The 19,824-nt window shown below is 67.0% G+C and carries 21 protein-coding genes; 10 read left to right on the plus strand and 11 right to left on the minus strand.

Going from position 1 to position 19,824, the window contains the following annotated elements; all coding sequences use genetic code 11:
• Positions 1 to 94: 94 nt before the first annotated feature.
• Positions 95 to 2,548 carry a penicillin-binding protein 1A gene (locus ACI8U3_RS11225; protein ID WP_415014963.1) on the plus strand — a complete coding sequence of 818 codons (2,454 nt, stop codon included), beginning with the start codon at positions 95 to 97 and terminating at the stop codon, positions 2,546 to 2,548.
• A gap of 73 nt (positions 2,549 to 2,621) precedes the next feature.
• A protein-coding gene (gene prfB, locus ACI8U3_RS11230; RefSeq protein WP_415014964.1) for a peptide chain release factor 2 occupies positions 2,622 to 3,747 on the plus strand; the annotation gives its coding sequence in 2 pieces (ribosomal slippage) (positions 2,622 to 2,690 and positions 2,692 to 3,747; 1,125 coding nt in all).
• A gap of 187 nt (positions 3,748 to 3,934) precedes the next feature.
• Here prfB and ACI8U3_RS11235 read toward each other — a convergent pair.
• The 5 genes from ACI8U3_RS11235 to tyrS form a co-directional block, all read right to left on the minus strand.
• Complete coding sequence (locus ACI8U3_RS11235) at positions 3,935 to 4,570, minus strand: bactofilin family protein (protein ID WP_415014965.1); 636 nt, start codon at positions 4,568 to 4,570, stop codon at positions 3,935 to 3,937.
• Positions 4,554 to 5,708 carry a peptidoglycan DD-metalloendopeptidase family protein gene (locus ACI8U3_RS11240; RefSeq protein WP_415014966.1) on the minus strand — a complete coding sequence of 385 codons (1,155 nt, stop codon included), beginning with the start codon at positions 5,706 to 5,708 and terminating at the stop codon, positions 4,554 to 4,556. The genes ACI8U3_RS11235 and ACI8U3_RS11240 overlap by 17 nt, the downstream gene beginning before the upstream one ends.
• A gap of 226 nt (positions 5,709 to 5,934) precedes the next feature.
• Positions 5,935 to 6,399 (minus strand): thioredoxin-dependent thiol peroxidase, encoded by a 465-nt coding sequence (bcp, locus tag ACI8U3_RS11245; protein WP_415014967.1) that lies wholly within the window; start codon positions 6,397 to 6,399, stop codon positions 5,935 to 5,937.
• On the minus strand, positions 6,399 to 6,749 hold the full coding sequence (locus ACI8U3_RS11250) for a GIY-YIG nuclease family protein (RefSeq protein ID WP_415014968.1): 351 nt from the start codon (positions 6,747 to 6,749) through the stop codon (positions 6,399 to 6,401). Before ACI8U3_RS11250 ends, bcp begins: the two co-directional genes overlap by 1 nt.
• 51 nt (positions 6,750 to 6,800) lie before the next feature.
• On the minus strand, positions 6,801 to 8,096 hold the full coding sequence (gene tyrS / locus ACI8U3_RS11255; protein WP_415014969.1) for a tyrosine--tRNA ligase: 1,296 nt from the start codon (positions 8,094 to 8,096) through the stop codon (positions 6,801 to 6,803).
• A 151-nt stretch (positions 8,097 to 8,247) separates the two neighbouring features.
• On the opposite strand from tyrS, the gene ACI8U3_RS11260 reads away from it, so the two are divergent.
• Positions 8,248 to 8,823, plus strand: a complete 576-nt coding sequence (locus ACI8U3_RS11260) for a DOMON-like domain-containing protein (protein ID WP_415014970.1) — start codon at positions 8,248 to 8,250, stop codon at positions 8,821 to 8,823.
• The gene (locus ACI8U3_RS11265) at positions 8,820 to 10,022 is read left to right on the plus strand and encodes an exo-beta-N-acetylmuramidase NamZ domain-containing protein (RefSeq protein WP_415014971.1); all 1,203 of its coding nucleotides are present in this window, start codon (positions 8,820 to 8,822) and stop codon (positions 10,020 to 10,022) included. Before ACI8U3_RS11260 ends, ACI8U3_RS11265 begins: the two co-directional genes overlap by 4 nt.
• Before the next feature lie 3 nt (positions 10,023 to 10,025).
• On the opposite strand, the gene ACI8U3_RS11270 is transcribed toward ACI8U3_RS11265, so the two are convergent.
• Positions 10,026 to 11,309, minus strand: a complete 1,284-nt coding sequence (locus tag ACI8U3_RS11270; protein ID WP_415014972.1) for an NAD(P)/FAD-dependent oxidoreductase — start codon at positions 11,307 to 11,309, stop codon at positions 10,026 to 10,028.
• A gap of 193 nt (positions 11,310 to 11,502) precedes the next feature.
• On the opposite strand from ACI8U3_RS11270, the gene tatA reads away from it, so the two are divergent.
• The 3 genes from tatA to tatC are packed head-to-tail and all read left to right on the plus strand — an operon-like array spanning position 11,503 to position 13,231.
• Positions 11,503 to 11,718: a twin-arginine translocase TatA/TatE family subunit gene (tatA, locus tag ACI8U3_RS11275; RefSeq protein WP_415014973.1), complete on the plus strand. Its 216-nt coding sequence runs from the start codon at positions 11,503 to 11,505 to the stop codon at positions 11,716 to 11,718.
• A gap of 26 nt (positions 11,719 to 11,744) precedes the next feature.
• On the plus strand, positions 11,745 to 12,353 hold the full coding sequence (gene tatB / locus ACI8U3_RS11280; RefSeq protein ID WP_415014974.1) for a Sec-independent protein translocase protein TatB: 609 nt from the start codon (positions 11,745 to 11,747) through the stop codon (positions 12,351 to 12,353).
• Entirely contained in the window at positions 12,350 to 13,231 is an 882-nt protein-coding gene (gene tatC, locus ACI8U3_RS11285) for a twin-arginine translocase subunit TatC (RefSeq protein WP_415014975.1), read from the plus strand. Before tatB ends, tatC begins: the two co-directional genes overlap by 4 nt.
• On the opposite strand, the gene ACI8U3_RS11290 is transcribed toward tatC, so the two are convergent.
• The 4 genes from ACI8U3_RS11290 to ACI8U3_RS11305 all read right to left on the minus strand — a co-directional run bounded on the left by ACI8U3_RS11290 (position 13,228) and on the right by ACI8U3_RS11305 (position 17,486).
• Positions 13,228 to 14,277: a patatin-like phospholipase family protein gene (locus tag ACI8U3_RS11290; protein WP_415014976.1), complete on the minus strand. Its 1,050-nt coding sequence runs from the start codon at positions 14,275 to 14,277 to the stop codon at positions 13,228 to 13,230. The two genes, tatC and ACI8U3_RS11290, sit on opposite strands and share 4 nt — an antisense overlap.
• A gap of 19 nt (positions 14,278 to 14,296) precedes the next feature.
• Positions 14,297 to 15,157 (minus strand): 3-hydroxybutyrate dehydrogenase, encoded by an 861-nt coding sequence (locus ACI8U3_RS11295; RefSeq protein ID WP_415014977.1) that lies wholly within the window; start codon positions 15,155 to 15,157, stop codon positions 14,297 to 14,299.
• Positions 15,158 to 15,241: 84 nt separating this feature from the next.
• On the minus strand, positions 15,242 to 16,015 hold the full coding sequence (gene yaaA, locus ACI8U3_RS11300; protein WP_415014978.1) for a peroxide stress protein YaaA: 774 nt from the start codon (positions 16,013 to 16,015) through the stop codon (positions 15,242 to 15,244).
• A 64-nt stretch (positions 16,016 to 16,079) separates the two neighbouring features.
• On the minus strand, positions 16,080 to 17,486 hold the full coding sequence (locus tag ACI8U3_RS11305) for an FAD-binding oxidoreductase (RefSeq protein WP_415014979.1): 1,407 nt from the start codon (positions 17,484 to 17,486) through the stop codon (positions 16,080 to 16,082).
• A 72-nt stretch (positions 17,487 to 17,558) separates the two neighbouring features.
• Between ACI8U3_RS11305 and ACI8U3_RS11310 the strand changes: the two genes are divergently transcribed.
• Positions 17,559 to 17,969, plus strand: coding sequence for an NUDIX hydrolase (locus ACI8U3_RS11310; protein WP_415014980.1), 411 nt, complete (start codon positions 17,559 to 17,561; stop codon positions 17,967 to 17,969).
• On the opposite strand, the gene ACI8U3_RS11315 is transcribed toward ACI8U3_RS11310, so the two are convergent.
• Positions 17,953 to 18,546 (minus strand): nitroreductase, encoded by a 594-nt coding sequence (locus ACI8U3_RS11315; protein WP_415014981.1) that lies wholly within the window; start codon positions 18,544 to 18,546, stop codon positions 17,953 to 17,955. The genes ACI8U3_RS11310 and ACI8U3_RS11315 overlap by 17 nt on opposite strands.
• 135 nt (positions 18,547 to 18,681) lie before the next feature.
• Between ACI8U3_RS11315 and cysE the strand changes: the two genes are divergently transcribed.
• Complete coding sequence (gene cysE, locus ACI8U3_RS11320; RefSeq protein WP_415014982.1) at positions 18,682 to 19,506, plus strand: serine O-acetyltransferase; 825 nt, start codon at positions 18,682 to 18,684, stop codon at positions 19,504 to 19,506.
• 77 nt (positions 19,507 to 19,583) lie between these two features.
• Complete coding sequence (locus ACI8U3_RS11325) at positions 19,584 to 19,796, plus strand: DUF3126 family protein (RefSeq protein ID WP_021697123.1); 213 nt, start codon at positions 19,584 to 19,586, stop codon at positions 19,794 to 19,796.
• The last annotated feature ends 28 nt before the right edge of the window (positions 19,797 to 19,824 follow it).

Below are 19,824 nucleotides of genomic sequence, written 5' to 3' on the forward strand. Positions count from 1 at the left end.
GGCGGCATGACGCAAACGTGTTCGCGGCCACATGAGCGGCGATCCTCCAGCTGCCCACTGGCGCCCTCGGCGGACGCGGGCTAATACCGGCCGCATGGGGCGTTTTTCGGAGTTCCGCGTGAAGACGATCGGCGAACGCTGGTTCGTTCTGGCCGGCATCGGCCTGCTGGGCGCCATCGCCCTGGCGGGGGTGCTGCTGGCCATCTATGCGGCCTGGCTGTTTCATGACCTGCCCGACGCGGGCGAGCTGGCGGAATACCGTCCGCCCACGGCCACGCGCGTCTATGCGGGCGACGGCACCCTGATCGGCGAGTTCTCGCAGGAACGCCGCATCTATGTGACCTACGACCAGATCCCGGCCCATGTGGTGCAGGCGTTTTTGGCGGCCGAGGACTCCAACTTCTTCCAGCACGGCGGCATCGATGTGGGCGGCGTCAGCCGCGCCATGTTCAAGAACGTGCTGAACGCCGCGCAGGGGCGCCGGCTGGAGGGTGGCTCCACCATCACCCAGCAGGTGGCCAAGAACGTCCTGCTGACCAACGAGAGCACTATCGGCCGCAAGCTGCGCGAGGCGATTCTGGCCAGCCGCCTCGAGGCGACGCTGTCCAAGGAGCAAATTCTCGAACTGTATCTGAACGAGATTTTCCTAGGCTATCGGTCCTATGGCGTGGCCTCGGCCGCCTTCAACTATTTCGGCAAGTCGCTGGACCAGCTGACGGTCGATGAAGCCGCGTTCCTGGCGGCCTTGCCCAAGGGGCCGAACAATTATCACCCCATCCGCCGGCCCGAGGCCGCGCTGGACCGCCGCAACTGGGTGCTGGGCGCCATGCGCTCCAACCGCTTCATTACCGAGGAAGCCTACGAGGCCGCCCGGGCCCGTCCGCTGACGACCCAGGACGCGCCGCGCCGGGCTCAGTATCGGGACGCCGACTTCTTCGTGGAAGAGGCGCGCCGCCGGGCTCTGGGCATGTTCGGCGAGAACATCAACGCCGGCGGCTATTACATGCGAACCACGCTGGATCCGTCGCTGCAGTCCGCCGCGCGCATCGCGCTGATGCAGGGGCTGGAGGATTACGACCGACGTCACGGCTGGCGCGGGGCCTGGGGCAATGTGGATCCGTCCGACGACTGGCGCGAGGCGGCGTCCGAGCAATCCGCGCCGCCGGAGCGCCGGGAATGGCGCGCCGCTCTGGTGGAAAGCGTCAGCGGCAATACGGTGCGTATCCGGACGGCCGAGGACGACGAAACCGGAACCCTGCTGAGCGCCGACGTGGCCTGGGCTCGGGCGGGCGACGGGCTCGAGGTCGGCGACCTGATCTTCGTGGAGCCGGCCGACGGCGGCCAGTTTTCCCTGAAACAGGTGCCTGACGTGAACGGCGCCTTGGTGGCCATCGAGCCGCAGTCCGGGCGGGTTCTGGCGATGGTGGGCGGCTATTCCTATGCCTTGTCCAGCTTCAACCGCGCCACCCAGGCGGAGCGCCAGCCCGGTTCGGCCTTCAAGCCTGTGGTGTACGCCGCCGCGCTCGAGGGTGATTTCACGCCGGTCAGCGTGGTGCTGGACGCCCCCATATCGTTCCCGGGCGGCGCGAACGGTCAGCGCTGGACGCCAGAGAACTACAGCCGCCAGTATTATGGTCCGCAGACCCTGCGTCGGGGTCTGGAGCTGTCGCGCAATGTGATGACCGTGCGTCTGGCCCAGGCGGTCGGCATGGACAATGTTGTGGAGTTGGCCGAACGGATGGGCGTGGCCGAGGACATGGCGCCGAACCTGTCCCTGTCGCTGGGCGCCGGCGAGACCACGCCCTATCGGCTGACCGCCGCCTACGCCGCGTTCGCCAACGGCGGACGCCAGGTCGATCCCTACCTCATCGAACTGGTTCAGGACCGGAACGGGGAAACCGTCTATCGCGCCGATGACCGGGGCTGCCGCACCTGCGGGCGCGGCTTCGACGGCGGCGCCTCGCCCCGCCTGACCCCGCGCGGCGAACAGGTCATCGACCCCATCACCGCCTATCAGATCAGCTCCATGCTGGAAGGCGTTATCCAGCGCGGCACCGGCGTGCGTGCGCGCGGCCTGGGCCGCTGGGTGGCGGGCAAGACCGGCACCACCAACGAATACCGCAGCGCCTGGTTCGTGGGCTTCACCACCGACATCGTGGTGGGCGTGTTCGTCGGCTATGACGACAACCGGTCGCTGGGATCGGGCGAGGCGGGCGCCGCCACGGCCGTTCCCATCTTCATCAACTTCATGACCGAGGCGCTGAAGGAGCGGCCTGCCCGTCCGTTCGTGCGGCCGCGAAACGCCATCTTCCGCACCGTCAACGGCATCGAGGAAGCCTTCCGCCCCGGCGCCGAGCGGGTGGTTGAAGCCGCGCCCGAACCCCAGGTCTGGGACGGGCCGCAGGCCTACACCGACGTGCTGCGCCGTGAGGCCGAGGCGCAGCGTGAGGCCCAGCGTCGGGCCCAGGAACAACAGGCCGCTCCGGCCCCGACCCAGCCCGCGCCCCCGGCCCAGGAACCGGCCGAGGACTTGAGCGGACTGTACTGACCGACTAGATCACCTTTCCGCCGCCGCCCGAATCCCTCGGGCGGCGCGCCCTTTTTCGCTCGGGAGATATGCGATGAGACCGGATGTCGAGGCCGCCAAGGCCGACATCGAGCAGAGCCTGGCTCTGCTCAGGAGGCGTCTTTGACTGGGAGCCTGCGCTCCGAAAACTCGACGAGCTGAACGCTCGCGTCGAAGACCCGACCCTGTGGGACAACCCTGATCAGGCCCAGGCCGTCAGCCGCGAACGTTCGCGTCTGGAAGCCCAGATCAACGCCGTGCGCGAGATGGAAAACGGTCTGGAAGAGGCCGTCATGCTGTCCGAAATGGCCGATGAAGAGGGTGACGAGGCCACGCTCGAGGACGCCCGCGCCAGCCTGAAATCTATCAAGGACCGCGCCGCCCGCGCCGAGCTGGAGGCCCTGCTGTCGGGCGAGGCGGACGGCAACGACGCCTATCTGGAAGTGAACTCCGGCGCCGGCGGCACCGAGTCCAACGACTGGGCCGGCATGCTGCTGCGCATGTACAGCCGCTGGGCCAAGGCGCACGGCTATGAGGTCGAGATTCAGGAAGAGACCGACGGCGAACAGGCGGGCATCAAGTCCGCCACCATCCAGATTTCAGGCCCCAACGCCTATGGCTGGCTGAAGTCGGAATCGGGCGTGCACCGGCTGGTGCGCATCAGTCCGTTCGACGCGGCGGCCAAGCGGCACACCTCCTTCGCTTCCATCGGCGTGTCGCCGGTGGTGGACGACACCATCGAGATCGACATCAATCCGTCGGACGTGCGCACCGACACCTATCGGGCCTCCGGGGCCGGCGGTCAGCACATCAACAAGACGGACTCGGCGGTGCGCCTGACCCACGTCCCCACCAACACCGTGGTGGCCTGCCAGGCCGGGCGCTCACAGCACCAGAACCGCGAGCAAGCCTGGAAGATGTTGCGCGCGCGCCTGTACGAGCTGGAACTTCAGAAGCGCGAGGCGGCGGCCCAGGCGCTGGCCGACGCCAAGACCGACATCGGCTGGGGCCATCAGATCCGCAGCTACGTCCTGCAGCCCTATCAGATGGTCAAGGACCTGCGCACCAACGTGGAGACGTCGGACACCGACGGCGTGCTGAACGGCGATCTGGACGCCTTCATGGGCGCGGCCCTGGCCGCCCGCGTCGGCGACAAGCGCGGCGAGGCGGCCGAGGATTGATCCCTCTCCCACTGGGAGAGGGCTGCGCGCAGCGGGATGCGGAGCAGACCGCTTCTTCGCGCGCAGGGTGAGGGTCGGCTGGCGGACTTCTGAACCGCTCGACCCTCAACCCCCGCGCCAGCACCGGGTCGCTGAAGCGCTCCGGTGCGCGGGTTCCCCCTTCTCCCAACGGGAGAAGGTAACCGACTTAAGCCGTAGTCTTGGCCTGGAAGGGCTGGATGGTCTGGTCGCCGGACGGGGCGGACGCCGAAGCGGGCGCCGGTGTGCTGGCGGGGGCGGCCGACGAAGAGGCGGACGGCGCAGGCGCTTGAGCTGGCGAAGGCGTCGAGGCCGGAGCGGCGGACGGCGCGGCGTCGCGACGTCCCTGAATGCAGCGGCCCTGGAAATAGGCCCCCACATCGATGGACAGCTGTTCGTGGGTGATGTCGCCGTCGACATAGGCGGTGCCCAGCAGCTTGATCTGCTTGCCGTTGACGCCGCCGACGATGCGGCCGCGCACTTCCACGTAATCGGCCGAGACATTGCCCTCGACCGCGCCGGTTTCGCCGACGATGAGGCGGCCGACGCGCAGATCGCCCTTGACCGTGCCGTCCACCTGCAGGTCGCCGGCGCCGGAGACGTTGCCCTCGAACGTCAGGTCCGCCGACAGGGTCGACAGGCCCTTGCCCGTGGGAACCTGCGACGGCATCGAGGCGGATTGCTGGGGCGCGGCGGATGTCGTCGCGGGGCGCTTGGCCTGGCTGGGGGAGGGCAGGTCAGGCAGCGGCGGGATGGGCTCTTCAGACCGCAGGGGCTTGGCGGCGGGCTTAGTCTTGTTGAACAATTTGCTCTCCGGCTCTCATGAAGCGGGCGGGATTCTGGGGTCGGCCGTTCATCCACACTTCGTAATGCAGATGCACGCCCGTGGAGCGCCCGGTGGTGCCCATGCCGCCGATCCGGTGGCCGACGGCGACGCGCTGGCCCGGCTGGACGGCGATGGAATTCAGGTGGGCGAAGCGGGTCTTGAACCCGCCGCCGTGGTCGATCTCGACCGTGCGGCCATAGCCGCCGCGCACGCCAGCGAAGGACACCACGCCCGGCGCGGTGGCCAGGATCGGCGTGTTGCGCGGCGCGGCGAAGTCCTGGCCCTGATGCAGGGCCGGACGGCCGTTGAAGGGATCAAATCGGACGCCGAAGCCCGAGGTGGTGCGCGCCGCGCCTACCGGACGATCGAATGGCAGCCGCTCGGCGGCGTCTGCCAGGCTGCGCATGTCAGACAGATTGTCCGCCGCGCTGCGGATGCGCATGGCGAAGGCTTCGTCCACGTCAAGCACGGCGGCCAGGGCGCGCGGATCCCGCGCCTCCACCAGCGGTCCGCCCAGCGCCGTCCCGGCCCCGGCGTAGGCCGAGGGGTTCAAGCCGGCCAGCCGGAACGCCAGACGCAGCCGCTCGGCGCGGTTGTCCGCGAACGACTCCGCGCGGGCGATCAGGCGTTCCTGATCCGTCTGTATGGCGGCGATGCGGCGAATGGGAGAGTTGTTGTCGGGGTCCAGCGGCGCGGCGGGGGCCAGAACCTCTTCCGATCCCGGGATGCCGTTGAACATGCCCATGACCTGGGTCAGGGCGGCGTGGCGCCGCTCGACCATCTGGGCGGTTTCCTCCAGCGACCCGGTGGTCGCCGACATGCGCATGACGGCGCTTTCCAGACGCGCCTGAAGGTCAGCGTTGACCCGTTCCGACGCGGCGCGTGCGCGGACCACCTCAGCTTCGGCGCGGCTTTCGGAAATGGCGGTCAGGGCGAAACCGCCGGTGGAGACCGCCATCCATCCGCCGAGGACAGCGGCGGTCCCGGCCATCAACATCTGGCGGCCTGTTGTCAGCACATAGCCCCGGGTCTCGCCGTTGCATCTCAGGTAAAGATGCCGCTCCGGAAAGATTCGCTCTATCAGGTCCGAGAGCCGGGAAGCGAAAGTCCTAATCATCAGTTAACGTCCCCCAACGTCAGGCGGTCGTTATCCGTGAACAGTCCAGCTGGCGCAAGAGCGTTCACGTGAAAGACGGCCTGCGGGCGCCAGGATTCACCGCCCGCGATGCTCACCGGGGTTAACTTCGCCTGCCGCGTGTATTTCGCACGGACTGACGTCTATCAACCAACGATACGTCAATCATTATGAACGATGGCCGTGACAGCCGCGTAAAAGGACGGGGTTAAGCGCCATTCACCGCGTCCAGCACCGCCTGGGCGTGGCCGGGCACCTTGACCTTGCGCCAGACGCGGCGGACCTGACCCTCGGGATCGATCAGGAAGGTGGCCCGCTCGATGCCCATGAATTTGCGGCCGTACAGGGTTTTCTCGCCCCAGACGCCGTAACGCTCGCAGACGTCGCCGCCTTCATCGGAGGCGAGGGTGATGTTCAGTTCGTGCTTGTCCTTGAACCGGTCCAGCTTCTTCACCGGATCCTTGGACACCCCGATCACCACGGCGTTGACGCGCCCGAACGCCGTCTTCAGCGCCGAGAAGTCCTTGCTCTCGTTGGTGCAACCGGGCGTGTCCGCCTTGGGATAGAAATAAAGGGCCACCCACTGGCCCTTCAGCCCGTCCAGGCTGACCTGGCCGCCGCCGTCCGTGGGCATGTCGAATGCGGGGGCGGGGGCGCCTTCAATAATTTCCATCACTCTTCTCTTCCGCTCATCCCCGCGCACGCGGGGACCCAGTCTGACGCATCTCTGAGATTGCCGAGTCGCACCTCATCATACAGGTCACGCCAGTCGGGATTGTGCTCTTCTATCATCTGCACCTTCCAGCGCCTCTTCCATTTTTTGATTTGCCGCTCACGACGGAAAGCGCCGTCTCGGGTTTCATGAACCTCGAACCAGACCAACTGATCCACGCCGTATTGCGCCGTGAACCCATCTAACGTCTTCGCCTTGTGTTGACTGACGCGAGCGATGAGACCGTCGGTCGAGCCGGTGTAGAGGGTGCCGTTTCGGCGGCTGGCCAGAATGTAGGTGTAAAAGGCCACGACTGAGCCTGCTCCGATCTGGGTCCCCGCGTGCGCGGGGATGAGCGGAATTTAGATGGGCTTTACGAGCACGATCTGGCCACGCTTGCCAAGCTTCACCTTGAAGGCACCGACGTCGGAATCAATATCATCGAGACCGAACCACTGGCTCGGATCCTTGATGAGATTGTCATTGATCCACACACCCTCGTTCTGAATCTTCTTTCGAGCCTGCCCGATCGAAGGTGACAGTTCGGAAGCTTTCAAAAGGGCCTCCGCCTGTCGCTTCTGGAAGGGACCTCCATGCCGTTCCTGTTCCTCCGGCGTCCCTGCCCAGACGAACTCCTGGGTCGGCAGGTCCGTTGTGGCGTGACCCTTCTCGAAGGCTTCTTCTGATGTTGTGCGGGCTTTTAGCGCCGCATCCGCTCCATGCAGCATCGTGGTCGCAGCATCGGCCAGGGTCTTCTTCGCGTCGTTGATCCCGGCGCCTTCCAGCGCCTCGAGCCGCGCGATCTCGTCCAGCGGCAGATCAGTGAACAGGCGCAGGAACCGGCCCACGTCCGCGTCGTCCACATTGCGCCAGAACTGCCAGTAATCATACGGGCTCAGCTGTTCCGCGTTCAGCCACACGGCGCCCTGGGCGGTCTTGCCCATCTTGCCGCCAGACGCGGTGGTCAGCAGGGGGGTGGTCAGGCCGAAGGCCGACTTCTGATCCATCCGCCGCACCAGGTCCACGCCGGAGGTGATGTTGCCCCACTGATCCGATCCGCCCATCTGCAGCGTCACGTTCAGGCGGCGGTTCAACTCCAGAAAGTCCACCGACTGCATCAGCATGTAGTTGAACTCGAGGAACGTCATCGGCTGTTCCCGCTCCAGCCGCAGCTTGACCGAGTCGAAGGCCAGCATGCGGTTGACGGTGAACTGCGTGCCGTACTCGCGCAGGAACTCCACATAGCCGAATTTCGACAGCCACTTGTCGTTGTCGATCATGACCGCGTCGGTCGGGCCGTCGCCGAAAGTCAGGAATTTCTCGAACACCGTGCGGATGCTGGCGATATTGGCGGCGATGTCGGCGTCGGTCAGCTGGGGCCGCGAGGCGTCCTTGCCGGTGGGATCGCCCACCTTGGTGGTGCCCCCGCCCATGACCACGACGGGCCGGTGCCCCGCCTGCTGCAGGCGGCGCAGCATCATGATCTGGATCAGCGAGCCCACGTGCAGCGACGGCGCCGTGGCGTCGAATCCGATGTAGCCCGACACCACGCCCGAACTCGCCGCCGCATCCAGCTCGACCGGATGGGTGATCTGATGGATATAGCCGCGCTCGGACAGCGTCTTGAGGAAGTCGGACTTGAAGGCGGTGTCGGTCATGGTCAAAGCGGCTTGAGCGTTGGGGAGCAGGGCCTTTAGCACGACCCGCGCGCATGGTTGAAGACAATGACGTTCACCCCCTGTTTCCGGGCGTGTTAAAGCGAGTGGCTCGTGCGCAGCCGCTCTTTCAGCGGCAGGGAGCGCCGCATTTGTGGAGGGGACCATTTCGGACGATTCTGGCGAAATATTCTCCAGGCCGGATTCGGAGATCACGGTCGAACTGGTCCCGCACCCTGCGACGTCGTCCGCCGGCCTGCAGATTCAGGTCGAGGCCCGCCGCACGGGCGTCGTCCTCAACATCGAATACCGCGTCACCGGGTTGATCGCCGCCCTGCGTCTTCCCAAGCCCACAGCCAGAGTCAGAGCCGACGGCCTGTGGCGCACCACCTGTTTCGAGGCGTTCGCCGGGTGCGGCCAGGGCTATGCGGAGTACAATCTGTCGCCCTCCGGCGCCTGGGCCGCCTATGGGTTCGACGGCTATCGTGAGGGCATGTGCCCGTTGGAACAGCCCGCGCCGATGATCGTCACCCGCCAGACACCGGAGACCTTCGTGCTTACGACCGACCTCATCCTGCCCCCCGAAGTGGACGGGCGGATCGGGCTGACGGCGGTGATCGAGACCCTCGACGGCGCCATCAGCTACTGGGCGCTGGCGCATCCGGCGGAAAAGCCCGACTTTCACCATCCCGACTCATTCCTCCTGACCCTGCCCGAGAGCTCCGCATGAAATTCGGCCTCGATCGCCTGCTGTCCGATCCCGCGCTGCGCCGCGACCTGAAGGGGCGGCGGGTGGCGCTGCTGGCCCACCCGGCCTCGGTGACGGCGGACCTGACCCACGCGGTGGACGCCCTGGCGGCCTGCGACGACATCACCCTGACCGCCCTGTTCGGCCCTCAGCACGGCATGAAGGGCGACCTTCAGGACAACATGATGGAGAGCCCGGACTATCGCGATCCGATCCACGGCGTCCCGGTGTTCAGCCTCTATGGCGAGGTCCGCCGTCCGAAGGACGAGTGGATGGAGACCTTCGACGTCATATTGATCGACCTTCAGGACCTGGGCTGCCGCATCTACACCTACGTCACCACATTGCTCTATGTGCTTGAGGCGGCGCAGAAACACGGCAAATCCGTCTGGGTTCTGGACCGGCCCAATCCGGCGGGGCGGCCGTTGGAGGGTCTGACCCTTCGGCCCGGCTGGGAGAGCTTCGTGGGCGCCGGACCCATCCCCATGCGCCACGGCCTGACCATGGGCGAACTGGGCCACTGGTTCATCCATCACTTCAGGATCGACGTGGATTGCCATGTCATCACGATGGAAAACTGGATGCCCGATCAGGCGCCCGGCCACGGCTGGCCACTGCTGGAGCGGGCCTGGGTGAACCCCAGCCCCAATGCGCCCAACCTGTCCATGGCCCGCGCCTATGCGGGCACGGTGATGCTGGAGGGCGCCACTCTGTCGGAGGGGCGGGGCACCACGCGGCCGCTGGAGCTGTTCGGCGCTCCCGACATCGACGCCCGCGCCGTGATCGCCGAAATGCAGGCCCTGGCGCCCGACTGGCTGGGCGGCTGCGTGCTGCGCGACATGTGGTTCGAGCCCACCTTCCACAAGCACGTGGGCAAGCTGTGCAGCGGCGTGCAGATCCACGTGGACGGCCCGCACTACGACCACGCCGCCTTCCGCCCGTGGCGGGTGCAGGCGCTGGGCTTCAAGGCGATCCGGCGGCTGTATCCCGACTACGACCTGTGGCGCGACTTCCCGTATGAATACGCCTTCGGAAAGCTGCCCATCGACGTGATCAACGGCGGCCCAGCCCTGCGTGAATGGGTCGATGACCCCGCCACGACGCCCGCCGATCTGGACGCCCTGACCACGCTGGACGAGGCGGCGTGGATCGAGGAAAGACAGCCCTTCCTGCTGTATTGAGGCTCAGTGCAGCTTGAGCCGGCCTGATATGCGGTTGTGCATCAGCCGGGCCAGCGCAAGCACCGCCGTCCGCACCGGACCCAGAATGCGGCGGTGGTGGTCCAGATGCAGCGACATGTAGGCCCAGCGCGCCATCAGACCCTCGATGAAGAACCGGTCGCCCAAAAGGCCGCCCATCAGCGACCCGGCCGCCTCGTCGTCGCCCAGCGCAACCAGAGAGCCGTGGTCCCGATAGACGAACGCCTTGCCGCTGCGCCGACCCGCTGCATCCGCTTGTAGCGCTTCGGCCAGGTAGTCCGCCTGCTGCGCCGCGGCCTGGGCGCGGGCGGGAAGGGGACGGCCGTTCGCGCCGGGCGTCTCGGCGCAGTCACCCATGGCCCAGATCCCGGGTTCAGAGGTTCGCAGGCATTCGTCCGTGACGAACTGGTTCAGCTTCCCGGTCTTCAGGCCGAACGCCGTGTTCCGTTCGTCCGCCTTTACCCCCGCCGCCCAGACGATCAGATCGGCGGGAACTTCGCCTTGAGACGTGTCGAGCCCATTGGCGCGCACCCGCTCCACCTTCGCCTCGGTCATCACCCGCACGCCCTTCCGGGCCAGCGCCGCGGCCGCCTGATCGGCCACCCGCTCGGGCAGGCCGCCCAGGATGCGGGGCGCCATCTCCACGATGGTGACCTCCAGCCTGAATTGCTGATCGTGGGCCAGGGCCTCCTGAAACGCGTCGTGGGCCTCCAGCAGTTCAGCGGCCAGTTCCACCCCTGTCGCCCCGGCCCCGACAATGGCGACCCTCAGCACGCGCTCCTTTGAAAAGGCGGTGGCCATGAAGGCCGTGGTCAGGCGCTGCTGGAAAACGCGCGCGTCCTCGGTGTCCTCCAGCAGGCGAGCATGCTCGGCCGCTCCCGGCGTGCCGAACAGGTTCGAGCCGCTGCCGGTCGCCAGCACCAGCCGCTCGAACCCCACGACCCGCTCTGGCACGATCACCTTGCCATCCAGGTCGCGCATTTCCGCCAGCGTCAGACGCTTGCCCTTCGCATCCATCCCGGCCATGTCGCCCAGGCTGAATTTGAAGTGATTACGCCGCGCCAGCATCGGGTAGGACAGTCCCTCCTGATGCGCATCAAGCGTGCCCGCCGCGATCTCATGCAGGCTGGGTTTCCAGATATGAATCGGCGACCGGTCGACCAGCAACACCCGGCGTCGCCCCTGCCGTCGGCCCAGTTTCCTGCCCAGTCGCGCGGCCAGCAGAAGGCCCCCGGCGCCGCCGCCGACGATGACGAAATCCGCATGCATGTCGGTCCCCGTTGTGTGGCTCGTCTCCGTCACCCTTAACGCACGCCGTCCCCGTTCGTGCGATCCGCACAGGGATAATATGCCGCGCCGGGGCAACGGATTTCTTGGCTTGCCCCCCGACGATGCCCTATATGATCACCTGTAGTTCGCGTCGGCATACCGCCGCCGCTTTCGGATTCAGAGACGAGACCTCATGCAGCCCGGCATCTGGCAGATAATCATCATCGCGGTCATCGTGCTGCTGCTCTTCGGCGGCCGTGGCAAGCTGTCCGGCCTGATGGGCGACGCGGCCAAGGGCATTCGCGCCTTCAAGGACGGCCTGTCCGGCGGCGACGACGACAAGAAGAACGAGACCCCGGCCGGCGCCCTGCCGCGCACCGAGGCCGAAAAAGACGAAGCCCAACGCTGACCGCGTTCGCGGAGAGGGCTTGATTCATGGGCGGTCTGGGTCCGAGCATCGGCGCCACCGAAGTTCTGCTGATCGGCATCATCCTGCTCATCTTTGTGGGGCCGAAAGACCTGCCGCTGCTGATGCGGCGGGTGGGTCAGTTCATGGGCAAGGCGCGCGGCATGGCGGCCGATTTCCGCGCCAGCTTCGACGAGATGGCGCGCCAGTCCGAACTGGATGAACTGCGCAAGGAGGTCGAGGCCCTGCGCACCGGCAACCTGGCCAAGCCCCTGGGCGCCGAGACCGAAGCCGCGTTCCGCCAGATCAGCGACGATCTGAACAAGCCGGTGGTGCCCACCAGCTACGGCGCCTCCGATCCGCCGGCCCCGGCCGCGCCCCCGGCCATTGCGGCGCCCGCCGAGACTAAGGCCGCTGCGCCCAAGACTGCGGCGCCCAGATCCGCGACCGCGAAGCCGAAAACTTCCGCCGCTGTGAAGTCCACCGCCGCGAAGCCCAAGGCTAAACCGGCTGCGAAGTCCAAGCCCAAAGCCGCCAGCGCCACGTCGGCGCCCGCCAAGGCTGTGGCCGAGAAACCTGCGAAATCCGCGCCGCGTCGGAAGCCCGCAGCGAAGAAGACCCCTGAGGCCGGCTCATGACCCGCCCCGAGGACGAGGAAGCCGAGATCGAATCCTCGCGCGCGCCGCTGCTGGAGCATCTGACCGAGCTGCGCAGCCGACTGCTGGTCTGTGTCGCCGCCTTCATCCTCGGCTTCATCCTGTGCTTCGCCTTCGCCGGGCCGCTGTATGTGTTCCTGGTCAAGCCGTTCGCCGCCGCCTTCGCCCTGCACGAGGCGTCGGGCGGGGAGGGGGTATCCCCGCTGGAGCTTATCCTGGCCACCGCCGGGGTCACGCCGCTGCCCGAGGGTGGCTCAGCCGTAGGCTTGATCTCCACCGCGCCGCTGGAGTTCCTGATCACCAAGATCAAGCTGGCGGCCTTCGGCGCAATCGTCATCACCTTCCCGATCCTGGCCTGGCAGCTGTACGGCTTCGTGGCCCCGGGCCTGTATCGCAACGAACGCAAGGCGTTCCTGCCGTTCCTGCTGGCCGCGCCCATCCTGTTCCTGATCGGAACGGCGATGGTCTATTTCATCATGCTGCCCTTCGTCATGTGGTTCTCGCTGAGCCAGCAGATCGCCACGGCCGAGGTGTCGGTGGCCCTGATGACGCGGGTGTCGGACTATCTGAATCTGGTGACGGCCCTGCTGCTGGCGTTCGGCCTTTGCTTCCAGTTGCCGGTGGTGATGACGCTTCTGGGCCTGGCGGGCATCGTCAGCGCAGAGGCCCTGTCCAAGGGGCGCAAATACGCCATCGTCGGCATCTTCGTGGTGGCCGCCTTCGTGACGCCGCCGGATCCCATCAGCCAGAGCATGTTGGCGTTCCCGCTGATCGTTCTTTACGAAATCTCGATCTGGTGCGTGCGCCTGATCGAGACGCGCCGGCGCCGCGAGGACGAGGCCGCTGGCCTGACCGCCTAGAGAAACCGCTTCATATCCATGCTGGACCGCTCGCCGACGGCGGGCAGGCAGTTTTCCAGCCAGTGGTCCGCCGCCTCGCGGCCGCGCGCCTTCAGGCTCTGCAGGAAGGTCCACTCGGTGTTGAACTTGGACCCCAGCGACAGGTCGTCCAGATGGCCGTCCGCCGAAACGGCGTGCAGCAGCATGTGGCGGTAGCGGCCGCGCGCCCGCTCGGTCAGCTGACCGTCCTCGATCAGCTCCTGCACGAAGGCCACGGCGCGCAGCTCGGCGGTCAGGGGCGCATTGAAGGCGATCTCGTTCATGCGGTCCATAATCTCGCCCGGCGCCTTTGGCGTGTCTTCCCGTTCAAACGGGTTCAGCGGCAGCAGCAGGATGTCGTCCGGCGTGTCGTCATAGAACAGCGGCCACAGCGCCGGATTCGCCAGATAGCCGCCGTCCCAGTAGGGCTCGCCGTCGATGGTCACGGCGTGGAAAAGGTGGGGCAGACAAGCCGAGGCCATCAGAACCTCGTCGCTCATCTCGTCTGATTTGAAGATGCGCGGTCGCCCGTGCTTCACCGCCGTCGCCGACACGAACAGCTTGATCGGCGAGGCGCGTACGGCCTCGAAGTCGATCGAGGCGTCGATGACGCGCTTCAACGGGTTCAGATTGAACGGGTTGAACTCATAGGGGCTGGACGACATGGCCATGGCCTTGAACGAGCGCCAGAACGGCGTCTCCTTCAGCCAGCCGGGATTGGTCATGGCGTTCCACACGCCGCTGTCGCCGAAGACGTTGCGGCCGCCGGACTGGTTGGTCTCGCGCCAGAGCTTGTCCAGGGCCTCGCGGGCGCCGTCCCGCCCGTTCGCCGCCATGCCGGAAATCAGCGCGGCGCCGTTCATGGCCCCGGCCGAGGCGGCGGTCACCGCCTTGATCTCCAGCCGCCCGTCCTCCAGCAGCCGGTCCAGCACGCCCCACTGGAACGCCCCGTGCGAGCCGCCGCCCTGAAGCCCCAGACAGATGGGCCGGAGCCGGTTGGGATCGGAGGGCTTTTTCCGCTTCAGCAAGCCTCGCCCCCCGCGCCCGTCACTGTGCGGTCCAGCCGCCGTCGATGGAGAAACTGGCCCCGTTGGCCGAGGCCCCCAGATCGCTGACCAGATACAGGAAGATGCCCGCCAGCTCGTCCGTGGTCACGAACCGCCGCGTCGGCTGGGATTTCAGGATCACTTCCGACAGCACCGATTCCCGCGAGATGCCGCGCGTGCGGGCCTGATCGGCGATCTGCTTCTCGACGATGGGCGTCTCCACAAAGCCGGGGCAGATGGCGTTGCAGGTGATGTTCTGCTCGGCCAGCTCCAGCGCCACGGTCTTGGTCAGGCCGATGACCCCGTGCTTGGCGGCCACATAGGCGGACTTGTAGGGGCTGGCCACCAGCCCGTGGGCCGAGGCCACATTGATGATCCGCCCGCGCCCCTGCGCCTTCATGATCGGCACGGCGGCGCGGATCGCATAGAAGGCCGAGGACAGGTTGATGGCGATGATCTGTTCCCACTTGTCGGCGGGGAACTTGTCGATGGCCTCCACATGCTGGACGCCGGCGTTGTTCACCAGAATGTCCAGCCGGCCCAGATCGTGCCGCGCGAAGGCGACCATGTCGGCCACTTCGCTGCCGCTCCGCATGTCGGCGGCGTGATAGCGAACCTTCACCCCATAGGCGGCCTCCATGCCCGAACGGGTGCGTTCGATCTCGGCCGGGTCGCCCAGGCCGTTCAGCACCACGTCGCCGCCACGGGACGCCACCGCACGGGCCAGCGCCAGGCCGATGCCAGAGGTGGAGCCCGAGATCACGGCCACCTGACCCTTCAGGTCATTGACGTCCGTATTGATCGGGCGCGGCGCGTCTTTCGCCGTGTCGGAGCCGGAGATGCCTTTCAGCCACTGGAACATGCGGGGTCTTCCATCCTGCCGGCGAGTCGCCCGCCGGTTCTTTGAGCCAATCTAGCCGCAGTCTGCCCTCGTGGCGACAGGGTGTCAGGAATTTCCCGACCTGATGAATATCCACTCCACATCGCTGGAGGCCGCCTTGTCGAAGGCATAGCCTTCAAGATCGAAGCCCTTCAGGTCCTCGGCCCGTTCCACCCGGTTGTCCACCGCCCATCGCGCCATCAGGCCCCGCGCCTTCTTGGCGAAGAACGAGATGATCCGGCTCTCGCCGTCGCGCAGTTCCCGGAACTGGGGCGTCACTACCGGTAGCTTCAGGGCCTTCGCGTCCACGGCGCCGTAATATTCCTGACTGGCCAGGTTCACCAGGGTGGGGTCCGACTGGCCCTCGGCATCGGCGTTCAGTTTCGTGGCGATGCGGTCGCCCCAGAAATCATACAGCGTCCCGCCCCGCTTGGTGCGCAGCCGCGTGCCCATCTCCAGACGATAGGGCTGGATGGCGTCCAGCGGCCGCAGCAGGCCATACAGGCCCGACAGGATGCGCAGGTGATCCTGCGCCCAGGCCAGCGCCTTGTCGTCCAGCTCGCGCGCCCTCAGTCCCTCATAGACATCCCCGGCGAAGGCGAAGGCGGCGGGCAGGGCGCCCTCGTCGCTGTGGGGGTCGAAGGCCTGGAAACGCTCGTGGTTCAGGTCGGCCAGCGGCTTGGAGATATCCATCAGCCTGCGCAGGTCCGCGCGCGTCAGCTTGCGCGTCACCTGGGCCAGCTCGGCGATGTCGGAATCGAAGCGCGGTCGGGTCGGCTGGATCGCCATCGGGGCTTCGGAATAGTTCAGACGCTTGGCGGGCGACAGGACGATAAGCAAAGGCACGGCCTCCGGAGGTTTCGGGGCAGATAGGCCGTGCGGCCCGCGATTGGAACCTTGACGGTCAGAAAAGCACCGACGGATTCATGATCCGCTGTGGATCAAGGGCGGCGCGCACCGCCCGCATGGCCGCCACCTGAACCGGATCCTTGTAGCGCAGGGCCTCTTCCGTCTTCAGCCGCCCCAGACCGTGTTCGGCCGAGATGGAGCCCGCCAGTTCGCCCACGATGTCGTGGACGATTCGCGCGCCCTCGTCCTTGCGCGCGGCGAAGGCTTTAGGGTCCGCGCCGACCGGCGGCACGACGTTGTAGTGCAGGTTGCCGTCGCCCAGATGCCCGAAGGTCACCAGCCGGATGCCCTCGAACCGCGCGTTCAGCGCCGCGTGGGCCCGTTCGACGAATTCCGGCAGGGCGGTCAGGGGCAGGGACACGTCATGCTTCCATCCGCCGCCCGCCGCCTTCTGGGCCGCCGACATTTCCTCGCGCAGCCGCCAGAACTGGCCCGCCTGCGCCGCGTTCTGGGCCATGGCCGCGTCCGAGATCAGGCCGCGCTCGAAGGCGTCCTCCAGAATGCGCTCCATGCCGCGCTCGGCCGCGCCCGGCTCGCCTGAAACCAGTTCGATCAGCACCGCCCAGGGCGTCGGCGTATCCAGCGGGTCGCGGGTGTCAGGGATGTGGGACAGGCAGATCTCGATGCCCTGACGGTTCATCAGCTCGAACGCCTCGACACCCCCGCCGGTCTCGGCCTTGGCTGCGGCCAGCAGTTCCAGCGCCGCGGCGGGCGTCTCCAGCCCGACCACCGCTGTCGCCCGCGACCGCATCACCGGAAATAGCTTCAGCGCCGCCGCCGTGACGATGCCCAGCGTCCCTTCGGCCCCGATCAGCAGGTGCTTCAGGTCATAGCCGGTGTTGTCCTTGCGCAGCCGCTTCAGCCCGTGGAAAATTTTCCCGTTTGGCAGTACCGCCTCCAGCCCCAGCACCAGGTCGCGCGCCACGCCGTAGCGCAGCACAGCCGTGCCGCCTGCGTTGGTGGAGATCACGCCGCCCACGGTCGCCGTACCCTCGGCCGCCAGGCTCAGCGGAAAGAAGCGGTCCGCTCCCGCCGCCGCATCCTGCGCCTCTTTCAGCGTCAGTCCGGCCTCCACCACCATCACGTCTTCCAGCGGCAGCACCTGACGCACCGCGCGCATGCGGCTGGTCGAGATCAGCACCTCGCCATAGGGAATCTGGCCGCCCACCAATCCTGTATTGCCGCCCTGAGGCGTGATGGCCACGCCTTCGCGCGCGCAGACCGCCACGGCCCGCGCCACCTCCTCGGTGGACCCGGGAGTCAGCAGGATCGGCGTGTTTCCCTCCCATGCCCCGCGCCACTCGACCACGCGCGGGGCGATCAGGTCCGCGTCCTGCGTCCAGCCTTTCGGGCCCAGGACGGATTTCAGTTCGTCGATGACGGCGGGGGAGGGTGCGGGCATGGACACGCTTGTCTCAAACCCTCATGGATCAGGGAAGCCAGAATGCGTGATCGACCGCGTGAGGATTACTGAATGACCCCTGTGCCCGTCGTCGGCGTGGTGTGCTTCAAGGGTGACCAGGTGCTGCTGATCCGGCGCGGCACTGAGCCCCGCCTGGGGGAATGGAGCCTGCCGGGGGGCCGGATAGAGCCGGGCGAGCGGGTACTGGACGCGGCCCTGCGCGAACTGAAGGAAGAGACGGGCGTCGATGCGGTCATCACCGGCCTGCTGGCCGTGGTGGACGGCGTCTTTCCGGACCACGACCGGCACTATGTGATGATTGACTACCGCGCCGAATGGCGGGCCGGTCAGCCTGTGGCGGGGGATGACGCGGCCGAGGCGGCGTTCCATCCGCTTTCGGCGGTGGACGATCTGGTGGCCTGGGAGGAGACGCGGCGCGTCATCCACGCCGCCGCGCGCGAAACCCTCAGTCCAGGCGGCTGATCAGGGCCGACAGATCGGGACGGTCCCGCTCCAGCGCGGGCGCGGCGGGCGTGCCCAGATGCATGAAGCCGGCGATGCGCTCGCCGTCCTTCACGCCAAACAGGGCGATCGCGGCGGGCTCGTACGAATACCAGTCCGTGATCCAGTTGGCGGCGAACCCCAGGGCGTCAGCGGCGTGCAACAGGTTCATGCACACGGCGCCCGCCGACAACTCCTGCTCCCAGACTGGAATCTTGTGGCCCTGAACCGGGGTCGCCACCACCATCACGCAGACGGGGGAGGCGCGCAGCTTGGCCAGAACGGCGACGCCCTTGGGGTCCGGCGCCATGGGCTCCAGTTGATCCGCGATCCGCCCCTTGGCCGCCGCGCCCAGAATGACAAAGCGCCAGGGGGACAGCTTGCCATGGTCAGGCGTGCGCGCCGCCACCGACAGGATCCGCGCGATCTGGTCCTCGCTCGGTCCCGGCGCGCCGATGGTCTGGGCGGGGGTCGAGCGCCGGTTCGACAGGCGCTTCAGATAGGCTTCGGACGGTTCAGGGGCGGGCAGGGGCGCGCCGACGGGGGCGTAAGGGCTCATGGTCGTTAGCTAGGCCCGCAGGCCGCCCCGCGCCAGTCCCATATGAGAATTGATCGCAATTTCCGCGCCGGCCTTTTGCAACCAACGTTCCAGGCCTAAGTTTCGATGGCTCGGGCCCGCGCGAAAGGATTGCTCATGGCGCAGCCACTGGAACTGGTCAGCGATACGTCGTCACGGTGGCGAGAATTGCGTGAGGCCGCCGAACAGGCCGCGCGCGACGAGCCGCGCCTGTCGTCCCTGATGAGCGCCACGATTCTTTCCCACGACGATCTGGCCGGCGCTCTCAGCTATCAGATCGCGCGCAAGCTGGGCGACGCCGAGCTGGGGCCCATGAGCGTGCGCGAGGTCTGCGCCCAGGCCTTCGCCGCCAATCCGGCCATCGTCGCCGCCGCCGAAGCCGACCTGCAGGCGGTGGAGGAGCGCGACCCCGCCATCAAGTCGCTGTTGCAGCCGTTCCTCTACTTCAAGGGCTTCCAGGCCATTCAGGCGCACCGCGTCTCGCACTGGCTGTGGACCCAGGGGCGCGAGACCTTGGCCTTCCATTTCCAGAGCCGCATGTCCGAACTGTTCCAGGTGGACATCCATCCGGCGGCGCAGCTGGGCGCCGGCCTGTTCTTCGACCACGGCACCGGCATCGTCATCGGCGAGACGGCGGTGGTGGGCGACGAGGTCTCCATGCTGCACGCCGTGACCCTGGGCGGCACGGGCGCCGAGCGCGGCGATCGCCATCCCAAGATCGGGCGCGGCGTCCTGCTGGGCGCAGGGGCCAAGGTGCTGGGCAACATCGTGATCGGCGACTACGCCAAGGTCGCCTCGGGCTCGGTGGTGCTGAAGCCGGTGCCCGCGCACTGCACCGCCGCCGGCGTGCCCGCGCGTCTGGTCAACTGCCCCACGGGCGACCAGCCCGCCCGCACCATGGATCACACCCTGGCCGACGTGGCCTATGACTTCGTGATCTGATTTTTGTTCAGTGCGTTTGAAAAGCGGTGCGGCCTCCAATAGGGTCCGCGCCTTCAAATCATAGAGGCCGCTCCACCGTGAACGACACCGACATCAAGCGCATCGAGACCCATCTGAAGCGCACCTTCAACACCGGCGGCATCAATCTGAAGGCCCGCCCCAAGCAGAATGACTCCGCCGAGGTCTATGTGGACGATGAGTTCATTGGCGTGGTCTTCAAGGATGAGGACGACGACGGCTCGTTCATGTTCGAGATGGCGATCCTGGCCGAGGATCTGCCCCCGGCGTAATCGCCGAGAACGAGGCATGAAAAAGCCC

Source organism: Brevundimonas sp., assembly GCF_047617075.1.
Lineage (GTDB): Bacteria > Pseudomonadota > Alphaproteobacteria > Caulobacterales > Caulobacteraceae > Brevundimonas.

Excerpts from the sequence above, each read along its gene's own strand:
- ACI8U3_RS11270 (WP_415014972.1), bottom strand. The coding sequence starts at position 11,309 with ATGCATGCGGATTTCGTCATCGTCGGCGGCGGCGCCGGGGGCCTTCTG.
- tatC (WP_415014975.1), top strand. The coding sequence starts at position 12,350 with ATGACCCGCCCCGAGGACGAGGAAGCCGAGATCGAATCCTCGCGCGCG.
- tatA (WP_415014973.1), top strand. The coding sequence starts at position 11,503 with ATGCAGCCCGGCATCTGGCAGATAATCATCATCGCGGTCATCGTGCTG.
- cysE (WP_415014982.1), top strand. The coding sequence starts at position 18,682 with ATGGCGCAGCCACTGGAACTGGTCAGCGATACGTCGTCACGGTGGCGA.
- tatB (WP_415014974.1), top strand. The coding sequence starts at position 11,745 with ATGGGCGGTCTGGGTCCGAGCATCGGCGCCACCGAAGTTCTGCTGATC.
- bcp (WP_415014967.1), bottom strand. The coding sequence starts at position 6,399 with ATGGAAATTATTGAAGGCGCCCCCGCCCCCGCATTCGACATGCCCACG.
- ACI8U3_RS11315 (WP_415014981.1), bottom strand. The coding sequence starts at position 18,546 with ATGAGCCCTTACGCCCCCGTCGGCGCGCCCCTGCCCGCCCCTGAACCG.
- ACI8U3_RS11305 (WP_415014979.1), bottom strand. The coding sequence starts at position 17,486 with ATGCCCGCACCCTCCCCCGCCGTCATCGACGAACTGAAATCCGTCCTG.
- ACI8U3_RS11310 (WP_415014980.1), top strand. The coding sequence starts at position 17,559 with ATGACCCCTGTGCCCGTCGTCGGCGTGGTGTGCTTCAAGGGTGACCAG.
- ACI8U3_RS11225 (WP_415014963.1), top strand. The coding sequence starts at position 95 with ATGGGGCGTTTTTCGGAGTTCCGCGTGAAGACGATCGGCGAACGCTGG.
- tyrS (WP_415014969.1), bottom strand. The coding sequence starts at position 8,096 with ATGACCGACACCGCCTTCAAGTCCGACTTCCTCAAGACGCTGTCCGAG.
- ACI8U3_RS11295 (WP_415014977.1), bottom strand. The coding sequence starts at position 15,157 with ATGTTCCAGTGGCTGAAAGGCATCTCCGGCTCCGACACGGCGAAAGAC.
- ACI8U3_RS11265 (WP_415014971.1), top strand. The coding sequence starts at position 8,820 with ATGAAATTCGGCCTCGATCGCCTGCTGTCCGATCCCGCGCTGCGCCGC.
- ACI8U3_RS11240 (WP_415014966.1), bottom strand. The coding sequence starts at position 5,708 with ATGATTAGGACTTTCGCTTCCCGGCTCTCGGACCTGATAGAGCGAATC.